Consider the following 15,892-nt stretch of genomic DNA (forward strand, 5'->3'; position numbering starts at 1 on the left):
ACTGCAAGGAGACTGCCCGATGACCCAGGACAGCCAGACCCCCGGAGCCCTCGTGCCCGGCACGACCACCGCCGCTCCTCTCGATGAAGGTGCATTGCAGGCGCTGGGACTGGTCCGCGAGGATCTGCCGCGCATCGCCGAGATCCGCCTGGAGCTGGAAGATCTGCGCCCGGGCAACCTGCAGGTCTTCGGTCGCGAAGCGGCCACGCGCACCGCAGCGTTCTCCAGCCAGCTGCTGGACCAGGTGCGCAATCGTGACCTGGATGCCAGTGGCGAGAAGCTGGGCGAAGTGGTGCGCATCGCGCGCGGCCTGAAGCTGGATGGCTTCGCCCAGCGATCGAAGGTGCCGGTGATCGGCGGCCTGATCGACCGCCTGCGCGTATCCAAGGGCGAGCTGGTGCAGAAGTTCAGCGACACCAATGCGCAGATCGAGCAGTTGCTTGGCGATGTCGGTGTGCAGCAGGCGCTGATGGGCAAGCGCGTGGGCGAGTTCGACCGCATGCACGACATCGTCCGCGAAGAACGCCATGCGCTCGGCCTGTATGCGGCAGCGGGCAAGCAGCGGCTGGCCGAACTGCAGGCCGAGCAGCGGGCCGGGCAGGGCAGCGAGGATCCCCAGCAGCGCATCCGCCAGGGCGAGATCGACAACGCGATCCGGTTGATCGAGAAGCGCGTGTCCGACCTGCAGCTGATGCAGCACGCCGCCGACCAGTCGCTGCCGATGATCCGCCTGATCCAGGCCAATGCGCTGCAGCTGATCGAGAAGTTCAACACCGTCCGCGACATCACCATTCCGTCGTGGAAGCGCCAGTTCGCCATCCAGCTCTCGCTGGGCGAACAGAAGGCGGCGGTCGAACTGTCCACGGCCATCGACGATGCCACCAACGAGTTGATGCGCCGCAATGCCGACCTGCTGCGCCAGGCCTCGGTGGATACCGCACGCAGCAACCAGCGCGGAGTGATCGACGTGGCCACGCTGCGCCATGTGCACGACCAGCTGATCGCCACGGTGGAAGAAGTGCGCAGCATCCATCGTGAGGGGATGCAGCAGCGGCAACAGGCGGAAGTGGAACTGTCGCGCCTGCGCGAGGACCTGCAGCAGCGGTTGGCTGCCCCCACCGCCCCCTGAAGTAGAAAAAGGGGACGGAGGGGATTAAGTCGCATACGCCACATACGACTTAATCCCCTCCGTCCCCTTTCTCGTTGTCAACGGAGTTGCTGGCCCAGCCAGTCTGCCAGCGCATCCACGCGCGCATCGACCAGACCATCTGGTCGCGCCAGCACCCAGAAGCCACCGGTGGCGGCAAACCCCCATGGCGCGACCAACCGGCCCGCAGCCAGGTCCTCGGCCACCAGCGGCTCGGGCGCGATCGCCGGGCCCAGCCCGGCCACCGCGGCTTCCAGCAGGTAATACAGGTGCTCGAAGGCGGTGCCCAGCTGCAGCTTCGAGGTGTCCAGATCGTGCGCCTGCGCCCACGCCGGCCACGCCTGTGGCCGTGAGCTGGTGTGCAGCAGCGTCTCCTGCAGCAGTGCCGAGGGCGGTACATGCCGCAGGCGCTGCGCTGCCGGATGCGATGGTGCCACCACCACGCCGACCCGTTCCGGCGCCAGCTCACGCACCTGCCAGCCCCGGGGCCATGGCCCCTGCGCCAACAGCAGTACCGCATCCAGTGCTGCCTGCGCTTCGGTGAAGCTGCCATCCAGCGCCGACCACTGCAGGCGCACGCCGGGCAGGGCGGCCTGCAGAGCAGGCAGGCGCGGGATCATCCAGCGCGCCAGCACGCTGCCGCTGCAACCCAGCACCAGTGCCGGGGCCGCCGCCGGCCGCCGCAGTTCGCGCACGCAGTCTTCGATGCCGCTGAAGGCCTCGCTGCACGCTGCCTGCAGGCGCGTGCCGGCAGCGGTCAGGCGCAGGCCGCGACCGGCACGCTGGAACAGCGCCAGGCCGAGATGGTCTTCCAGCAGCTTCAGCTGTCGGCTGACCGCGCCGTGGGTGACATGCAGGTCCTGTGCGGCGCGGCCAACCCCGCCGAGGCGGGCGGTGGCCTCGAACGCGCGCAGCGCGTTGAGCGGTGGCAGCAGGGAACGGCTCATGTGAGATTTCCTGACGATATGTGCCAGATAATATCCATTTTCCGGTCACGACCCGTGCGCTAGAGTATCCACCTGTCTCGAACCAGCGGTCGCTTCCATGTCTGCCTCCCCCATTGCCGACTATCACGCCTTCCCGGATGCCCAGGGCCATTTTGGCCGCTACGGCGGCAGCTTCGTTGCCGAAACCCTGGTCGGCCCGCTGCAGGAACTGGCCCAGGCCTATGACCAGGCCCGCCAGGACCCGGCATTCCAGGCCGCCTACGACCGCGATCTGGCCCATTACGTGGGCCGGCCGAGCCCGATCTACCACGCCCAGCGGCTGAGCGACCATGTCGGCGGTGCGCAGATCCTGCTCAAGCGCGAAGACCTGAACCACACCGGCGCGCACAAGATCAACAACACCATCGGCCAGGCGCTGCTGGCGGCGCGGATGGGCAAGAAGCGCATCATCGCCGAGACCGGTGCCGGCCAGCACGGCGTGGCCAGCGCCACGGTTGCCGCGCGGCTGGGCCTGGAGTGCGTGGTGTACATGGGCGCCACCGATATCGAGCGGCAGAAGATCAACGTCTACCGCATGAAGCTGCTCGGCGCGACGGTGGTGCCGGTCACCTCCGGCTCGGCCACCCTGAAGGACGCGCTCAACGAAGCGATGCGCGACTGGGTGACCAATGTGCAGGACACCTTCTACATCATCGGTACGGTCGCTGGTCCGGATCCGTATCCGCGCATGGTGCGCGACTTCAACGCCATCGTCGGCCGCGAAGCACGCGAGCAGATGCTGGCCGAGTACGGCCGCCTGCCCGATGCGATCACCGCCTGCGTGGGGGGCGGCAGCAATGCCATCGGCCTGTTCCATGCCTTCCTCAACGACCGCCAGGTCGAGATCGTCGGCGCCGAAGCCGCAGGTGATGGCATCAGCACCGGGCGCCATGCGGCGTCGATCGCGGCCGGTCGCCCGGGCGTGCTGCATGGCAACCGAACCTATGTACTGTGCGACGACGACGGCCAGATCATCGAGACCCATTCGGTGTCGGCCGGCCTGGACTATCCGGGCGTCGGTCCGGAGCACGCATTCCTGGCCGACACCGGCCGTGCACGCTACCTTGGCATCACCGATGAAGAAGCATTGCAGGCCTTCCACCTGCTGGCGCATACCGAGGGCATCCTGCCGGCACTGGAGTCCAGCCATGCGCTGGCACAGGCGATCAAGCTGGCGCGCGAGCGTCCGCGCGACCAGATCGTGCTGTGCAACCTGTCCGGCCGTGGCGACAAGGACGTGCATACCATCGCCGCGCGCGAAGGGCTGGTGCTGTGAGCGCGCTGCTGCGCAACAGCGGCGTGCTGCTGCTGGCGCTGGGGTTGGCCGCGTGCCAGCCACCGGAGCCGCCGGTGCTGGCTCCGGCCGCCAAGGCCACCACGCAGCCGGCACAGCAGCCGGCCGCCAACGATGACCTCGACCCGATGGCGCGTGCGCCGATTGTCGATCCGCCGTCTGTGGAAGGCACGGACAGCGATGACGCGCCCGCGGTGGCCTCGGTGGCGCTGGACCATGCCGGCGAGGTGCTGATCGGCCAGCACATGACGGATCTGAAAGCGCTCGGGCCGTGGACGGCACAAGGGGCCGTCGAAGCCATCGGCGGCAGTTGCGAGTACTACGACGGCAAAGGGCTGCCGCCCGGCGTGTCGATGATGACCGATGAAGATCGCGTCGTCCGTTTCGACCTTGGCCTGGATCCGGAGAGCGGGGCGCCGACCCAGCAGCCCGGTCCGTTCGGCCTGCGTGTCGGCATGACCCGGGCCCAGGCCATGGCCCAGTTCCCGAAGCCACCGGTGTCCAGCCCGCACGCCTACGACGGTGACCAGGGCGAGTACCTCACCTGGCAGGACCCGGGTTCGGACCTGGGGATCCGCGTGGAACTGTTTGAAGGGAAGGTCACCCAGATGTACTGGGGAACCAGCGATGCGATTGAACTGATTGAAGGATGTGCCTGAAATGTCCGTATCCCGACTCGATGCCTGTTTCCAGCGTCTGCGCGAACAGCAGCGCAAGGCGCTGATTCCCTTCGTTACTGCCGGTGACCCCTCGCTGGAGGCCACCGTGCCGGTCATGCACGCACTGGTCGAGGCCGGTGCCGATGTGATCGAACTGGGCGTGCCATTCTCCGACCCGATGGCCGATGGCCCGACCATCCAGCGCAGCTCCGAGCGCGCGCTGGCACGTGGTGCCGGCAGCCGCTACGTCCTGCAGGCCGTGGCGCAGTTCCGCGAGCGCGATGCGCAGACCCCGGTGGTGTTGATGGGGTATCTGAACCCGGTGGAGATCCACGGCTATGCGGCATTCGCCAAGGCTGCCGTGGAAGCCGGCGTGGACGGCGTGCTGCTGGTCGATCTGCCGCCGGAAGAAGCGGGCGAGGCCCTGCAGGCGTTCGACGCAGCCGGCCTTGCGCTGGTCCTGCTGGCGTCGCCGACCACCAGCGAGGCGCGGGCCGACAAGCTGCTGGCGCTGGCCCGTGGCTATCTCTATTACGTCAGCTTTGCCGGTGTCACCGGTGCGTCCGAGCGCCTGGACAGCGATGCCGCCAGTGCCCGCCTGCAGGCCTTGCGCGCGCGTGCTTCGGTGCCGGTGGTGGCAGGCTTCGGCATCAAGGATGCCGACAGTGCCGCGGCGATGGCCCGCCAGGCCGACGGCGTGGTGGTGGGAAGCGCGCTGGTCGCAGCGCTGGCCGAAGCGGGTTCGGCTGAAGAGGCCGCGCAGCGCGCCCGGGCCTTCCTCGCCCCGCTGCGGCAGGCGCTGGACGCGTAACGGTAGTGCCGGCCGCTGGCCGGCATCCTCCATACCCGTCCGCGTGGAAGGGCTGCCGGCCCGTGGCCGGCACTACCCGGCACCTAAACGTACGTCCCAGCATGGTTTTTTCCGGCTGCCCCGTGGCTGGCAAGGGGGTGCACGGGCGGGGAAAGCGGAGCTAGACTGTCCGCCTTTGCGGCCCCTGGGCCGCCCTGAACGGAAGTGTCCTCCCGCATGAGTTGGCTCAGCAAGTTGATGCCGTCCGGCATCCGCACCGACAACACCCCCAGCAAGAAGCGCAGTGTCCCCGAGGGCCTGTGGGAAAAGTGCAGCAACTGCGGCAGCGCGTTGTACCGTCCGGAACTGGAAGAGAACCTGGAAGTCTGCCCGAAGTGCGGCCATCACATGGCGATCCGTGCGCGTGCGCGCCTGGCGGCCCTGTTCGACGCCGACAGCACCACCGAGATCGGTGCGCGCCTGGGGCCGACCGACCTGCTCAAGTTCAAGGACCAGAAGAAGTACAGCGAGCGCATCAAGATCGCGCAGAAGAACACCGGCGAGTACGACGCGCTGATCGCCATGCGTGGCCTGCTCAAGGGCCGTGCGCTGGTGGCATCGTCCTTCGACTTCGCCTTCATGGGCGGTTCGATGGGTTCGGTGGTCGGCGAGCGTTTCGCGCTGGCTGCGGAAACCGCGGCCGAGATCGGTGCGCCCTACGTGTGCTTCTCGCAGAGCGGCGGCGCCCGCATGCAGGAAGGCCTGTTCTCCCTGATGCAGATGGCCAAGACCTCGGCCGCGCTGGGCAAGCTGCGTGAAGCCGGCCTGCCGTACATCTCGGTGCTGACCCATCCGACCACCGGTGGCGTGTCGGCCTCGTTCGCGATGCTGGGTGACATCAACATCGCCGAACCGCAGGCGCTGATCGGCTTTGCCGGCCCGCGCGTGATCGAGCAGACCGTGCGCGAGAAGCTGCCGGAAGGCTTCCAGCGCTCCGAGTTCCTGTTGGAGCACGGTGCCATCGACCAGATCTGCGACCGCCGCGAAATGCGCGACCGCCTGTCCGATCTGCTGGCGATGCTGGGCCGTCAACCGGCGCCGGAGGTGGCTTGATGGGAGGCCGCAAGTACTTCGGTACTGATGGCATCCGTGGGCGGGTCGGCCAGGGCGTGATCTCGGCCGACTTCGTGCTGCGCCTGGGCAACGCCCTGGGCCGTGTCCTGGTCGCCCAGCGCGGCCAGGACGGGCGTCGGCCGATCGTGGTGATCGGCAAGGACACCCGCATTTCCGGTTACATGTTCGAGGCAGCACTGGAAGCCGGCCTGGTCGCCGCTGGTGCCGATGTACAGCTGCTGGGACCGATGCCGACCCCGGCGGTGGCGTTCCTGACCCGTACGCTGGGCGTGGATGCCGGCATCGTCATCAGTGCCTCGCACAACCCGCACTACGACAACGGCATCAAGTTCTTCTCCGCCCAGGGCGAGAAACTCGACGATGCCACCGAGCTGGCCCTGGAAGCGGCGCTGGACGTTCCGTTCACCACCGCCGAATCGGAAAAGCTGGGCAAGGCGTCGCGTGCCCGCGAGGCGGTCGGCCGCTACATCGAGTTCTGCAAGGCCAGCGTGCCGCGCGCGTTCGACCTGCGTGGCGTACGCCTGGTGCTGGACTGCGCGCACGGCGCCACCTACCAGATCGCACCGCTGCTGTTCCGCGAACTGGGCGCCGAGGTGATCGGCATTGGTGCCGAGCCCAACGGCGTCAACATCAACGCCGGCGTGGGCTCCACCCACATCGACAACCTGGCGGCCAAGGTCCGCGAAACCCGCGCCGATCTCGGCATCGCCTTCGACGGTGATGGCGACCGCGTGCTGATGGCCGACGACCAGGGCAACCCGGTCGACGGCGATGACCTGCTGTATATCCTGGCCCGTGCATGGAAGGCCGAAGGCCGCCTGCGCGGCCCGGTGGTCGGCACGCTGATGAGCAACTACGGCATCGAGAAGGCATTCGCCGACCTGCAGATTCCGTTCGTGCGCAGCAATGTCGGTGATCGCTACGTGCACCAGGCGCTGATCGAAGGCGGTGGCGTGCTCGGCGGTGAAGCGTCCGGCCACCTGCTGTGCCTGGATCGGGCCACCACCGGTGACGGCATCGTCAGTGCCCTGCAGGTGCTGGTGGCGCTGCGCAACAGCGGGCAGACCCTGCGCCAGGCACTGAAGGGACTGGTGCGGGTGCCGCAGAAGACGGTCAACGTGCGGCTGGGCAATGTCTCGGCCAAGGCCACGGTGCAGGCCGGCAGCGTGCAGGCCGCGCTGGCCGTCGCGCAGCAGTCGGTGGCCGGCCGTGGCCGTGCATTCCTGCGCCCGTCCGGTACCGAGCCGGTGGTGCGGGTCACGGTCGAGGCCGATGATGCAACGCTGATGCAGGACACGCTGGACCGCCTGTCCGCCGCGGTGCGTGAAGCCGCCGCCTGAGGCCGGCGGCGCTACAACCTGGCACCTCGACATGGCCGCTTCTGCGGCCATGTCGCTTTACCGCGGCACTGACTGAACCGATCACGACCCGCGATCATGTTCAGCTGCGGCTGTGCGCTTTGTGACGCGTCGTGAACGATACCCGGCGTATTCCCGGGATCAGGATCCCTTGCTGCCATGCGGAGCCCGCGCAGGCAGGGACCCGGTCGGAGCGGATCGCGCTCCATCCTTCTTCTTCCGTTGCAAGGACCACGACCATGAATACCTCATTGCGCTACAGCCGCTGCCTGCTGGCAGGTGCGCTGCTGGTGCTGCCGTTGCTGGGTGGCGTTTCCATTGCCGCCGCCGAGCGCCGCCCCGAAGGCGGGCCGCATATGACCGCCCCGCGCGAGGAGCCCATGCGCGCGCCGTGGGGCTATCCACGGATGGAGCGTCCGCGCGAACTGGGTAATGCGCGCCCGGCGTTCCGCGAAGAGTACCGGCACAATTTCCGTGCCGACCACGCCTTCCGCATCGGCCCATACCATCCGCCGGTCGGCTACGCCTACCAGCGCTGGCACTACGGCCAGATCCTGCCGCGTCCCTACTGGGCGGGCGATTACATCCTCAACGACTTCTGGCTGTTCGGCCTGGACATGCCGCCGATGGGCTTTGAATGGGTGCGTTATGGGCCGGACGCGCTGCTGATCAATACCGGCAACGGTGAGATCGTGCAGGTCGTGTACGGGCGATTCTTCTGACACCGTCGCAGGCCTCCCGCGCCCTCGTGGGCGCGGAGGTTGCCGGGTTCACGGCCCCGGCACCATCTTCTTCTGGCGCGCCTTGAAGCCATTGAACAGCGGCGCGATCAGGGGGGTGTAGCTCTGCGCGATGCGCTTGCGCAACCAGCTCGCCGGGCGGTTGCGGATCGCGAAGCGATAGATGCGTTCCGGATCGCCGCCGACCACGTTGCGGCCGAACGGATGGGTGGTGTGCAGGTAGCGGAAGCCCTGCTCGCGTGCCACCTCGATGTGGTCCTGGTCGAAATCGCCGTATGGCCAGCACAGCGTATCGGACACCTCGCCGAGCTTGTCCTGCAGGACCTCGCGCGAGACTGCCAGGTCGTGGCTCAGGCCGGCACGGCGCTGTGCGCGGTCCAGGTCGTCGCGGCGCAGCCAGCGGGTGTGGGTATGGGTGTGGCAATGCACTTCGAAGGTGCCGGCGGCGATGGCCGCGCGCGCTTCGCTCCAGCGCATCATCACGTCGTCGCTGCGGTTCTGCTCGTAGATCGCCGCTTCGCAGCCGCGGTGGTCCGGCGTGGCAGGCAACGTTGCCCCGGCAAGCCCTGCATGGGGCCGCTCCGGGCCTTCGCCCATCCAGCCGGTGACCACGAACACCACCGCATGCATGCCGTACTTCTGCAGGATCGGGTGCGCGTATACCCAGTTGTCCAGGTAGCCATCGTCGAAGGTGATCACGATCGACTTGCGCGGCACCGGCTTGCCGGCCAGGAAGCCGGCGTACTGGTCCAGTGTCAGCGAGGTCCAGCCGTTGCCGGCCAACCATGCGATCTGGCTTTCGAAATTCTCCGGTGACACGGTGATCATGCCCGGAGACGGACTGACGTGGTGGTGCATCAGCACCGGTACGGTTCGGGCATCAGCCATGTCCCAGCTCCTTCAGCCACTGGTGGTAATAGTGTTCGGTGGTCTCACCGTGGCCGTCGGGGGTGAACCGGTGCGCGCTGCGCATCCAGTCCCACCCGGCGCGGCCCATCTGCCGCCGCCGTTCCGGATCGTCCACCAGCAGGCGCAGGGCGCCTGTCAGGGCTGCATTGTCGCCCAGCCGGGTGAGGATCGCATTGCTGCCATCGACCACCATTTCCGGCACGCCCCCCACCCGCGTGGCCACGATCGGCACCCCGACATAGGCGGCCTCCAGGAAGACGGTACCGGCAGCTTCCTTGTGCGAAGCCAGCGCGAAGATGTCGAAGCCGGCCATCAGCCGGCATGCGCCATCCCGATAGCCGAGCAGATGGACCTGCTGCTGCAGCCCGTGCTCGTCGCGCAGCGCCTGCAGCCGGTCCATGACCGGCTGGCCATCGCCGATCACCACCAGGTGCAGGTTCGGGTGGGTCTTGCACAGCGGTATCATCGCCTGCAGCAGGTCGGCATGGCCCTTGGGCTCGCGCAGCACCGCCACGCAGCCGACGACGACGTCCTGTTCGCCGAAGCCGAGCTCGGCACGGATTTCAGCCCGGACCTCCTGCAGCCGCTGCCACGGGTTTTCCAGGCGCATGTCGCTCCAGCGCGGCGGGACTGCGATGGGCGGCACGATCCCGATGTGCTCGGCCGGGATGCCACGCTCGGCCAGCAACTGCTTGACGAAGCCGCTGACGGTCAGCACCCGGTGCGGCAGGCCGGTATAGGTCAGCAGCGAGTTGACCGGGCTCATCAGGTGGCGCGAGCGCACCACCAGCGGTGTGCCGCCCAGGCGTGCGCCGGCGGCGGCGATCAGCGCGTCACGGCGGCTGGTGGTGTTGACCACGTCGTAGCGCTCGCGGCGCACCAGGCGCGATACCGACCAGATGCCGCGCAGCAGGCGCAGCAGGCCGCCCATGCGCAGGGTGTGCACGGTGAAACCATCATCGCGTGCCAGCTGGGCCAGTCGCGCTTCGGGCTGGCACAGCAGTGCCACTTCGTGGCCGCGCGCGCGCATCACCTGCATGTGGCGGAAGATGTAGATCTCCTGCCCGCCCATTCCCTTGGCGGCTTCGGTGTGCAGGATGCGCAGCGGACGGTTCATGCGGGATCGATCCTTGAGGGTCAGCGGTTGCGGAAGCGGGTCAGCGCTTCCCATGCAGTGCGTACGGCGGCCGCATCGGGCGCCTGCTGCGGCAGTGGGCGGTAGTGCAGGTCCAGCGCGGTGGCGTTGCCGAACTTGTCGAACACGTAGATGGCATTGCCATGGCGCACCGCGCGCTGCGACCAGCTTTCGACCACCAGCGCACGCGTGCCCTGCGGCTCGGCCAGCAGGTCCTGGCCGGTGCTGTAATCGGTCAGTGCGTTCTCGCAGCCCAGCGCGTGGCGCATCAGCGTCGGTACCCAGTCTTCGTGCGAGCTGGTGCGTGCGTCGTGGCCAGCAGCCTTGCCCGGCCAATGCAGCACGAACGGGACCTGCAGCTGGTAGTCGGAGAAGTTGCCGTTGTGGCCCCAATAGTTCAGCTTCAGGTCGTTGAACTCTTCGGCATGGTCACCGGTGACCAGCACGATGGTGTCCTCGGCCAGGCCCTGTGCACGCAGGTCGTCCAGCAACGAGCCGATCAGGCTGTCGGCATAGTGCACGGCGGTGCGGTAGCGGTTGAGTTCCGGCGTCGGGTCATGCTCCGGGCCGAATTTGAGGAAGTCGATGTCCGCAGCCATCGGCGTCGCCACCGGCGGGTAACCGTCGGGCATGTGGTACGGCGCGTGGGTGGAGTCGAGGAACACGAAGCCGAACCAAGGGCGCTGCGCGGCCTGGCTGGCGCGGATATCCTGCTGCAGTGCGCTGATGATCGCGCGGTCGCGGCCGTCGGACTTCAGTGCCGATGGCCCCTGGTGCAGCTGGTCGCGCACATCGGCGAACACAGTGCGATCGAATTCCGGGCTGTACAGCGGCGCGCTGCCGTACAGGTGCAGGTCGTAGCCCTGCTGGCCCAGCACCTGGAACAGCTGCGAGCCCCGCTGCTCGTCGAGCATGCTGGGCCAGTAACCACCGGGCAGGCCGTACAGCAGCCCGAACAGGCCGTAGCGGGTGGCATTGCCGGTGCTGAAGTGGTGATCGAACACGCGCGCATCCTGCGCCAGCGCCGCGGTGTTGGGCATCAGCTGAGGTGTCAGCGCGTCCTGGCGCAGCGATTCCAGCACCACCATCAGCACATTGGGTCGATGCGGGCTCTGGCAGCGCAGCGGGTGCAGCGGGTACAGCAGCTGCGCATGGCGCGGGTCGGGCAGGCCGGCCTGCTGCTGGCTGACCACGCCCAGGCGCCGCATGAAGCTCTTGGCCGTGATCGGTTGCGCCCACGGCAGGTAGTTCCACTGCGCGATCACATCGCGGTCGCCGCGGGCATCGTAGTAGGCCGTGGCGACCTGGCCGCCGCCCATCAGCAGCGCGACCACGGCCCAGGCCTGCAGCACCCGGCGCCGCCGCGGCGCGGCCGGCAGCAGCTTCCAGCACGCCCAGGCCAGCAGGCCTTCGGCGGTGAAGACCGCGGCAACCAGCAGGGCGACCTGCAGCCAGGTCTTCCAGGACAGGGCAACCTGGTCCTGCAGGGCGCCGCCGAACACCATGTTCACGACCATGGCATTGAGGTGGAAGCGGTACAGGGTGAAGACCTTGGCGTCGACCAGCAGCAGGCACAGCCACAGGCCCTGCAGCAGTACGGCGGTGATGCTCAACGTACGCGCACTGCGCGGCCACAGGCCCAGCAGCAGCGGCAGCAGGCCGGCCAGCGCACCGAACGCGAGCAGGTGACCGGGCAGGGCGATCGCCAGGTAGGCCAGGCCGGCGCCGCCGCCCGGATTGTCGCGCAGCGGTACGTTGCCCAGCGCGATCGCCGCGGCCAGAACCGCATTGCCGGCGATGAACAGCGACCACCAGGCCAGCCGGCGCCAGCGTCGGGCGGAACCTTCAATGACAGGGGCGGCAGAGGCAGCTGCGGGCATGGCGGGGCGGATTCAGGGAGCGCAGGGGCAACGGGAGGCGCCAACGTGACGGAAGCGTTACGCCGCGCGCGGGTCGCGCATTGTATCGGTTTGTTTCTTCGTATCGAGTGGCGTCCCCCGGGCGATCTGTCACAATGTTCAGGCGGGCCATGAATGCGCTGGCCCCCCAGACCCAACGACAAGCCAGGAACCGCTGTGAGCCAGATCCCCACCCTCGACATCACCCGTTTCGACAGCGACCGCGAGGCCTTCGTGGCCGAGCTGGGCGCGGCCTACCGCCAATGGGGATTCGCGGGCATCCGCAACCACGGCATCCCGCAGGCCGACATCGACGCGGCCTACGATGCCTTCAAGGCCTTCTTCGCACTGCCGGAAGAGGTCAAGCGCAAGTACCACGTGGCCGGCAGCGGCGGCGCCCGCGGCTACACCCCGTTCGGCGTGGAAACCGCCAAGGGCTCCAAGCATTTCGACCTGAAGGAGTTCTGGCACATCGGCCGCGAGATCGCCGACGACTCCAAGTACCGTGACGTGATGGCGCCGAACCTGTGGCCGACCGAGGTCGAGGGCTTCCGCGAGCGCGGTTACGGCCTGTACCAGGCGCTGGACAACCTGGGCTCGCGCGTGCTGTCGGCGCTGGCCCTGCACATCGGCCTGCCGGAGACCTTCTTCGCCGACAAGACCAACTTCGGCAATTCGATCCTGCGCCCGATCCACTACCCGCCGATCACCACCGACGACATTCCGAACGTGCGTGCCGGTGCCCACGGCGACATCAACTTCATCACCCTGCTGGTCGGTGCCAGCGCCGCGGGTCTGGAAGTGCAGTCGCACGAGGGCGAATGGGTGCCGTTCACCTCGGACGCGGACACCATCGTGGTCAACATCGGCGACATGCTGCAACGCCTGACCAACCACGTGTATCCGTCGACGATCCATCGCGTGGTCAACCCCCCGGGCGACCTGGCGCGCCAGCCGCGCTACTCGGTGCCGTTCTTCCTGCACCCGAACCCGGACTTCCTGATCGACGTGCTGCCCTCGTGCATCACCCCGGAGAACCCGAGCCGGTACCCGGAGCCGATCACCGCCCACGGCTTCCTCGAGGAACGCCTGCGCGAGATCAAGCTGAAGTAACGAGAAGTGAGGCCGCCGAAAGGCGGCCCTTTTCTTTGCAGGGTTGCACCCCACCCCTGCACCGTCCCGATCAGGGTTGGTAGGTGTCGACCTTGGTCGACACGGTATATCCAGGCCATGCGTGGATGAGATCTGTCAGGTCGAAGTGGGGTAGGGGTCAGATCCCTTTTCCTGCGGAGAGGGATCTGACCCCGGAATCCGCCCCGGGGCTCTCCGCGCCCCCCCAACCCCCGCCACGTGGGGCTGCGCCGTTGCCTGAAAAACCATGTAACCGCTTACACGGAAACGGGTTTTTCCCGTAACGGGTATCATGGACGGCTGACTTCACACAGGAGCCACCCGCTCATGCGCCGCAAGATCGTCGCCGGAAACTGGAAGCTGCATGGCAGCCGTCAATTCGCCAATGAACTGCTGGGGCAGGTGGCCGCCGGGCTGCCACTGGAGGGGGTGGAGGTGGTGATCCTGCCGCCGCTGCCTTACCTGGGTGAGCTGGTCGAGGACTTCGGCGAGACCGGCCTGGCCTTTGGCGCGCAGGACGTGAGCAGCAACGAGAAGGGCGCCTATACCGGCGAGGTCTGCGCGGCCATGCTGGCCGAAGTGGGCGCACGCTATGGCCTGGTCGGCCACTCCGAGCGCCGCCAGTACCACCATGAAAGCAGCGAGCTGGTCGCGCGCAAGTTCGCTGCCGCCCAGCACGCCGGCCTGGTGCCGGTGTTGTGCGTGGGCGAGACCCTGGAGCAGCGCGAGGCCGGGCAGACCGAAACGGTCATCGCCAGCCAGCTGGCGCCGGTGCTGGAGCTGGTCGGCGCGGCCGGTTTCGCCAAGGCCGTGGTCGCCTACGAGCCGGTCTGGGCCATCGGCACCGGCCGCACCGCCAGCAAGGAGCAGGCGCAGCAGGTGCACGCGTTCATCCGTGGCGAAGTCGCGCGTATCGATGCTAGAATCGCTGATTCACTGCCCATTGTTTACGGCGGTAGCGTGAAGCCCGACAATGCCGGGGAACTGTTCGCGCAGCCGGATGTCGATGGTGGGCTGGTCGGCGGCGCCTCCCTGGTGGCCGCGGACTTCCTGGCCATCGCACGGGCGGCGGCCGCGAACTAATCCTAAGAAGTATTGTCCGAGGGCGGTTTCCAATGCTGATGTTGATCCTCAATGTCGTCTACGTGCTGGTCGCTGTGGCCATGATCGCGCTGATCCTGATGCAGCGTGGCTCGGGTGCGGCGGCGGGTTCGGGCTTTGGTGCCGGTGCCTCGGGCACGGTGTTCGGTGCGCGCGGCGCCTCGAACTTCCTGTCCAAGTCGACCAAGTGGCTGGCCGTCGTGTTCTTTGGCATCAGCCTCTTCATGGCCTGGTATGCCGGTCACGGCACCCGTCCGGCGGCCGACCAGGATCTGGGCCTGATGTCCGCCCCGGCGGCGACCGCTCCGGCGGCCCCGGCGGGCGAACTGCCGGCCGTTCCGAAGGCCGATGCGGTCCCGGCAGCCCCGGTTCCGGCCGCGAATGTGCCGGCTAAGGCGGAATCTTCGGTTTCTGGTGAAGAAAAGCCTTCGGAAGGCTCCCAGAAAGACTGAAGCCGGTTACAATACGCGGCGCATCGGGAAGATAGTCTGATGTGATCGTTTGCCCAGGTGGCGGAATTGGTAGACGCACTACCTTGAGGTGGTAGCGACGCAAGTCGTAGGGGTTCGAGTCCCCTCTTGGGCACCATTTGTAAGTAAAGCGGGTTCGTCTGGCGCGCAAGGCGCCAGACAGATTCCCGTCCACTCCCCCATGCCAAAGCGCCTGCAGGCGCAGCGGCAGAGGCAAGAGAGAATCGCTGTGCTGGCCGAATATTTGCCGTCTCTGCTGTTTCTGATCGTTGCCACCGGTATCGGCATTACGCTGATGCTGGTTGGTCGATTCCTCGGTCCCCGCCGCCCCGATCTGGAAAAGCTGTCGCCGTACGAGTGCGGCTTCGAAGCCTTCGAAGACGCGCGCATGAAGTTCGACGTGCGCTACTACCTGATCGCGATCCAGTTCATCGTCTTCGACCTGGAAATCATCTTCATCGTGCCGTGGACCCAGGTCTTCATGGAACTGGGCGCCCGTTCACTGGTCACCATGGGCCTGTTCGTCGGCATGCTGTTCCTCGGTTTCATTTACGTCTGGAAGAAGGGAGCGCTGGAATGGGAGTGATTCAGACTCTCGATGGCCTCATGAACAACCCGTCGCCGGAAGGCCGGGTTGATGACATCCTGCGGCCGGAAGGCGACAACCCGCTGCTGGAAAAGGGCTTCGTCACCACCAGCGTCGACGCACTGCTGAACTGGGCTCGCACCGGCTCGATGTGGCCGATGACCTTCGGCCTGGCCTGCTGTGCGGTCGAGATGATGCACGCCGGCGCCGCGCGCCTGGACCTGGACCGTTACGGCGTGGTGTTCCGCCCGTCGCCGCGCCAGTCCGACGTGATGATCGTCGCCGGAACCCTGGTCAACAAGATGGCCCCGGCGCTGCGCAAGGTCTACGACCAGATGCCGGACCCGAAGTGGGTCATCTCGATGGGTAGCTGCGCCAACGGCGGCGGCTATTACCACTACTCCTATTCTGTCGTGCGCGGCTGTGATCGCGTGGTGCCGGTGGACGTCTACGTCCCGGGCTGCCCGCCGACCGCCGAGGCGCTGGTGTACGGGATCCTGCAGCTGCAGAAGAAGATCTGGCGTACACAGACCATCGCCCGCTGACCCCTTCAC

The 15,892-nt window shown here is 67.3% G+C and carries 16 protein-coding genes and 1 tRNA gene; 13 read left to right on the forward strand and 4 right to left on the reverse strand.

Annotated elements, in window-relative coordinates:
- The first annotated feature begins 19 nt into the window (after nucleotides 1-19).
- On the forward strand, nucleotides 20-1,129 hold the full coding sequence (locus B9Y64_RS09930; RefSeq protein WP_100440526.1) for a toxic anion resistance protein: 1,110 nt from the start codon (nucleotides 20-22) through the stop codon (nucleotides 1,127-1,129).
- A gap of 77 nt (nucleotides 1,130-1,206) precedes the next feature.
- Here the strand turns inward: B9Y64_RS09930 and B9Y64_RS09935 are convergent, their stop codons facing one another.
- On the reverse strand, nucleotides 1,207-2,094 hold the full coding sequence (locus tag B9Y64_RS09935; protein WP_100440527.1) for a LysR family transcriptional regulator: 888 nt from the start codon (nucleotides 2,092-2,094) through the stop codon (nucleotides 1,207-1,209).
- 97 nt (nucleotides 2,095-2,191) lie between these two features.
- Here B9Y64_RS09935 and trpB point away from each other — a divergent pair, with 97 nt between their 5' ends.
- The 6 genes from trpB to B9Y64_RS09965 all read left to right on the forward strand — a co-directional run bounded on the left by trpB (nucleotide 2,192) and on the right by B9Y64_RS09965 (nucleotide 8,090).
- Nucleotides 2,192-3,409 carry a tryptophan synthase subunit beta gene (gene trpB, locus B9Y64_RS09940; protein ID WP_014647880.1) on the forward strand — a complete coding sequence of 406 codons (1,218 nt, stop codon included), beginning with the start codon at nucleotides 2,192-2,194 and terminating at the stop codon, nucleotides 3,407-3,409.
- Entirely contained in the window at nucleotides 3,406-4,086 is a 681-nt protein-coding gene (locus tag B9Y64_RS09945; protein ID WP_100440528.1) for a hypothetical protein, read from the forward strand. The genes trpB and B9Y64_RS09945 overlap by 4 nt, the downstream gene beginning before the upstream one ends.
- Nucleotide 4,087: 1 nt before the next feature.
- A complete protein-coding gene (gene trpA, locus B9Y64_RS09950) occupies nucleotides 4,088-4,897 on the forward strand; it encodes a tryptophan synthase subunit alpha (protein ID WP_100440529.1) in 810 nt (269 codons plus the stop codon).
- 216 nt (nucleotides 4,898-5,113) lie between these two features.
- Nucleotides 5,114-5,989 (forward strand): acetyl-CoA carboxylase, carboxyltransferase subunit beta, encoded by an 876-nt coding sequence (gene accD / locus B9Y64_RS09955; RefSeq protein WP_100440530.1) that lies wholly within the window; start codon nucleotides 5,114-5,116, stop codon nucleotides 5,987-5,989.
- A complete protein-coding gene (glmM, locus tag B9Y64_RS09960; RefSeq protein WP_100440531.1) occupies nucleotides 5,989-7,350 on the forward strand; it encodes a phosphoglucosamine mutase in 1,362 nt (453 codons plus the stop codon). Before accD ends, glmM begins: the two co-directional genes overlap by 1 nt.
- 257 nt (nucleotides 7,351-7,607) lie before the next feature.
- Complete coding sequence (locus tag B9Y64_RS09965; protein WP_100440532.1) at nucleotides 7,608-8,090, forward strand: RcnB family protein; 483 nt, start codon at nucleotides 7,608-7,610, stop codon at nucleotides 8,088-8,090.
- 48 nt (nucleotides 8,091-8,138) lie between these two features.
- On the opposite strand, the gene B9Y64_RS09970 is transcribed toward B9Y64_RS09965, so the two are convergent.
- The 3 genes from B9Y64_RS09970 to B9Y64_RS09980 are packed head-to-tail and all read right to left on the reverse strand — an operon-like array spanning nucleotide 8,139 to nucleotide 12,032.
- Entirely contained in the window at nucleotides 8,139-8,996 is an 858-nt protein-coding gene (locus tag B9Y64_RS09970; RefSeq protein WP_100440533.1) for a polysaccharide deacetylase family protein, read from the reverse strand.
- The gene (locus tag B9Y64_RS09975) at nucleotides 8,989-10,134 is read right to left on the reverse strand and encodes a glycosyltransferase family 4 protein (RefSeq protein ID WP_100440534.1); all 1,146 of its coding nucleotides are present in this window, start codon (nucleotides 10,132-10,134) and stop codon (nucleotides 8,989-8,991) included. The genes B9Y64_RS09970 and B9Y64_RS09975 overlap by 8 nt, the downstream gene beginning before the upstream one ends.
- A 20-nt stretch (nucleotides 10,135-10,154) precedes the next feature.
- Entirely contained in the window at nucleotides 10,155-12,032 is a 1,878-nt protein-coding gene (locus B9Y64_RS09980; protein WP_100440535.1) for a DUF3413 domain-containing protein, read from the reverse strand.
- A gap of 153 nt (nucleotides 12,033-12,185) precedes the next feature.
- On the opposite strand from B9Y64_RS09980, the gene B9Y64_RS09985 reads away from it, so the two are divergent.
- From B9Y64_RS09985 to B9Y64_RS10010, 6 genes are all read left to right on the forward strand, one after another.
- Nucleotides 12,186-13,163, forward strand: coding sequence for an isopenicillin N synthase family dioxygenase (locus tag B9Y64_RS09985; protein ID WP_100440536.1), 978 nt, complete (start codon nucleotides 12,186-12,188; stop codon nucleotides 13,161-13,163).
- 345 nt (nucleotides 13,164-13,508) lie between these two features.
- Nucleotides 13,509-14,264, forward strand: coding sequence for a triose-phosphate isomerase (gene tpiA / locus B9Y64_RS09990; RefSeq protein WP_100440537.1), 756 nt, complete (start codon nucleotides 13,509-13,511; stop codon nucleotides 14,262-14,264).
- Nucleotides 14,265-14,296: 32 nt separating this feature from the next.
- The gene (gene secG / locus B9Y64_RS09995) at nucleotides 14,297-14,734 is read left to right on the forward strand and encodes a preprotein translocase subunit SecG (RefSeq protein WP_014037951.1); all 438 of its coding nucleotides are present in this window, start codon (nucleotides 14,297-14,299) and stop codon (nucleotides 14,732-14,734) included.
- Between the two features lie 51 nt (nucleotides 14,735-14,785).
- Nucleotides 14,786-14,870, forward strand: a tRNA-Leu gene (locus B9Y64_RS10000).
- A gap of 111 nt (nucleotides 14,871-14,981) precedes the next feature.
- Nucleotides 14,982-15,338: an NADH-quinone oxidoreductase subunit A gene (locus B9Y64_RS10005; RefSeq protein ID WP_005414075.1), complete on the forward strand. Its 357-nt coding sequence runs from the start codon at nucleotides 14,982-14,984 to the stop codon at nucleotides 15,336-15,338.
- Nucleotides 15,329-15,883, forward strand: a complete 555-nt coding sequence (locus B9Y64_RS10010; RefSeq protein ID WP_005417936.1) for a NuoB/complex I 20 kDa subunit family protein — start codon at nucleotides 15,329-15,331, stop codon at nucleotides 15,881-15,883. The genes B9Y64_RS10005 and B9Y64_RS10010 overlap by 10 nt, the downstream gene beginning before the upstream one ends.
- Nucleotides 15,884-15,892 lie beyond the last annotated feature (9 nt).

The sequence above is a fragment of the Stenotrophomonas maltophilia genome (genome assembly GCF_002799245.1).
Classification (GTDB): domain Bacteria; phylum Pseudomonadota; class Gammaproteobacteria; order Xanthomonadales; family Xanthomonadaceae; genus Stenotrophomonas; species Stenotrophomonas maltophilia_S.

What these genes read in the sequence shown, in the direction of transcription:
- B9Y64_RS09930 (WP_100440526.1), top strand. Translation starts at nt 20, where the DNA reads ATGACCCAGGACAGCCAGACCCCCGGAGCCCTCGTGCCCGGCACGACC.
- B9Y64_RS09935 (WP_100440527.1), bottom strand. Translation starts at nt 2,094, where the DNA reads ATGAGCCGTTCCCTGCTGCCACCGCTCAACGCGCTGCGCGCGTTCGAG.
- trpB (WP_014647880.1), top strand. Translation starts at nt 2,192, where the DNA reads ATGTCTGCCTCCCCCATTGCCGACTATCACGCCTTCCCGGATGCCCAG.
- trpA (WP_100440529.1), top strand. Translation starts at nt 4,088, where the DNA reads ATGTCCGTATCCCGACTCGATGCCTGTTTCCAGCGTCTGCGCGAACAG.
- accD (WP_100440530.1), top strand. Translation starts at nt 5,114, where the DNA reads ATGAGTTGGCTCAGCAAGTTGATGCCGTCCGGCATCCGCACCGACAAC.
- glmM (WP_100440531.1), top strand. Translation starts at nt 5,989, where the DNA reads ATGGGAGGCCGCAAGTACTTCGGTACTGATGGCATCCGTGGGCGGGTC.
- B9Y64_RS09965 (WP_100440532.1), top strand. Translation starts at nt 7,608, where the DNA reads ATGAATACCTCATTGCGCTACAGCCGCTGCCTGCTGGCAGGTGCGCTG.
- B9Y64_RS09970 (WP_100440533.1), bottom strand. Translation starts at nt 8,996, where the DNA reads ATGGCTGATGCCCGAACCGTACCGGTGCTGATGCACCACCACGTCAGT.
- B9Y64_RS09975 (WP_100440534.1), bottom strand. Translation starts at nt 10,134, where the DNA reads ATGAACCGTCCGCTGCGCATCCTGCACACCGAAGCCGCCAAGGGAATG.
- B9Y64_RS09980 (WP_100440535.1), bottom strand. Translation starts at nt 12,032, where the DNA reads ATGCCCGCAGCTGCCTCTGCCGCCCCTGTCATTGAAGGTTCCGCCCGA.
- B9Y64_RS09985 (WP_100440536.1), top strand. Translation starts at nt 12,186, where the DNA reads ATGCGCTGGCCCCCCAGACCCAACGACAAGCCAGGAACCGCTGTGAGC.
- tpiA (WP_100440537.1), top strand. Translation starts at nt 13,509, where the DNA reads ATGCGCCGCAAGATCGTCGCCGGAAACTGGAAGCTGCATGGCAGCCGT.
- secG (WP_014037951.1), top strand. Translation starts at nt 14,297, where the DNA reads ATGCTGATGTTGATCCTCAATGTCGTCTACGTGCTGGTCGCTGTGGCC.
- B9Y64_RS10010 (WP_005417936.1), top strand. Translation starts at nt 15,329, where the DNA reads ATGGGAGTGATTCAGACTCTCGATGGCCTCATGAACAACCCGTCGCCG.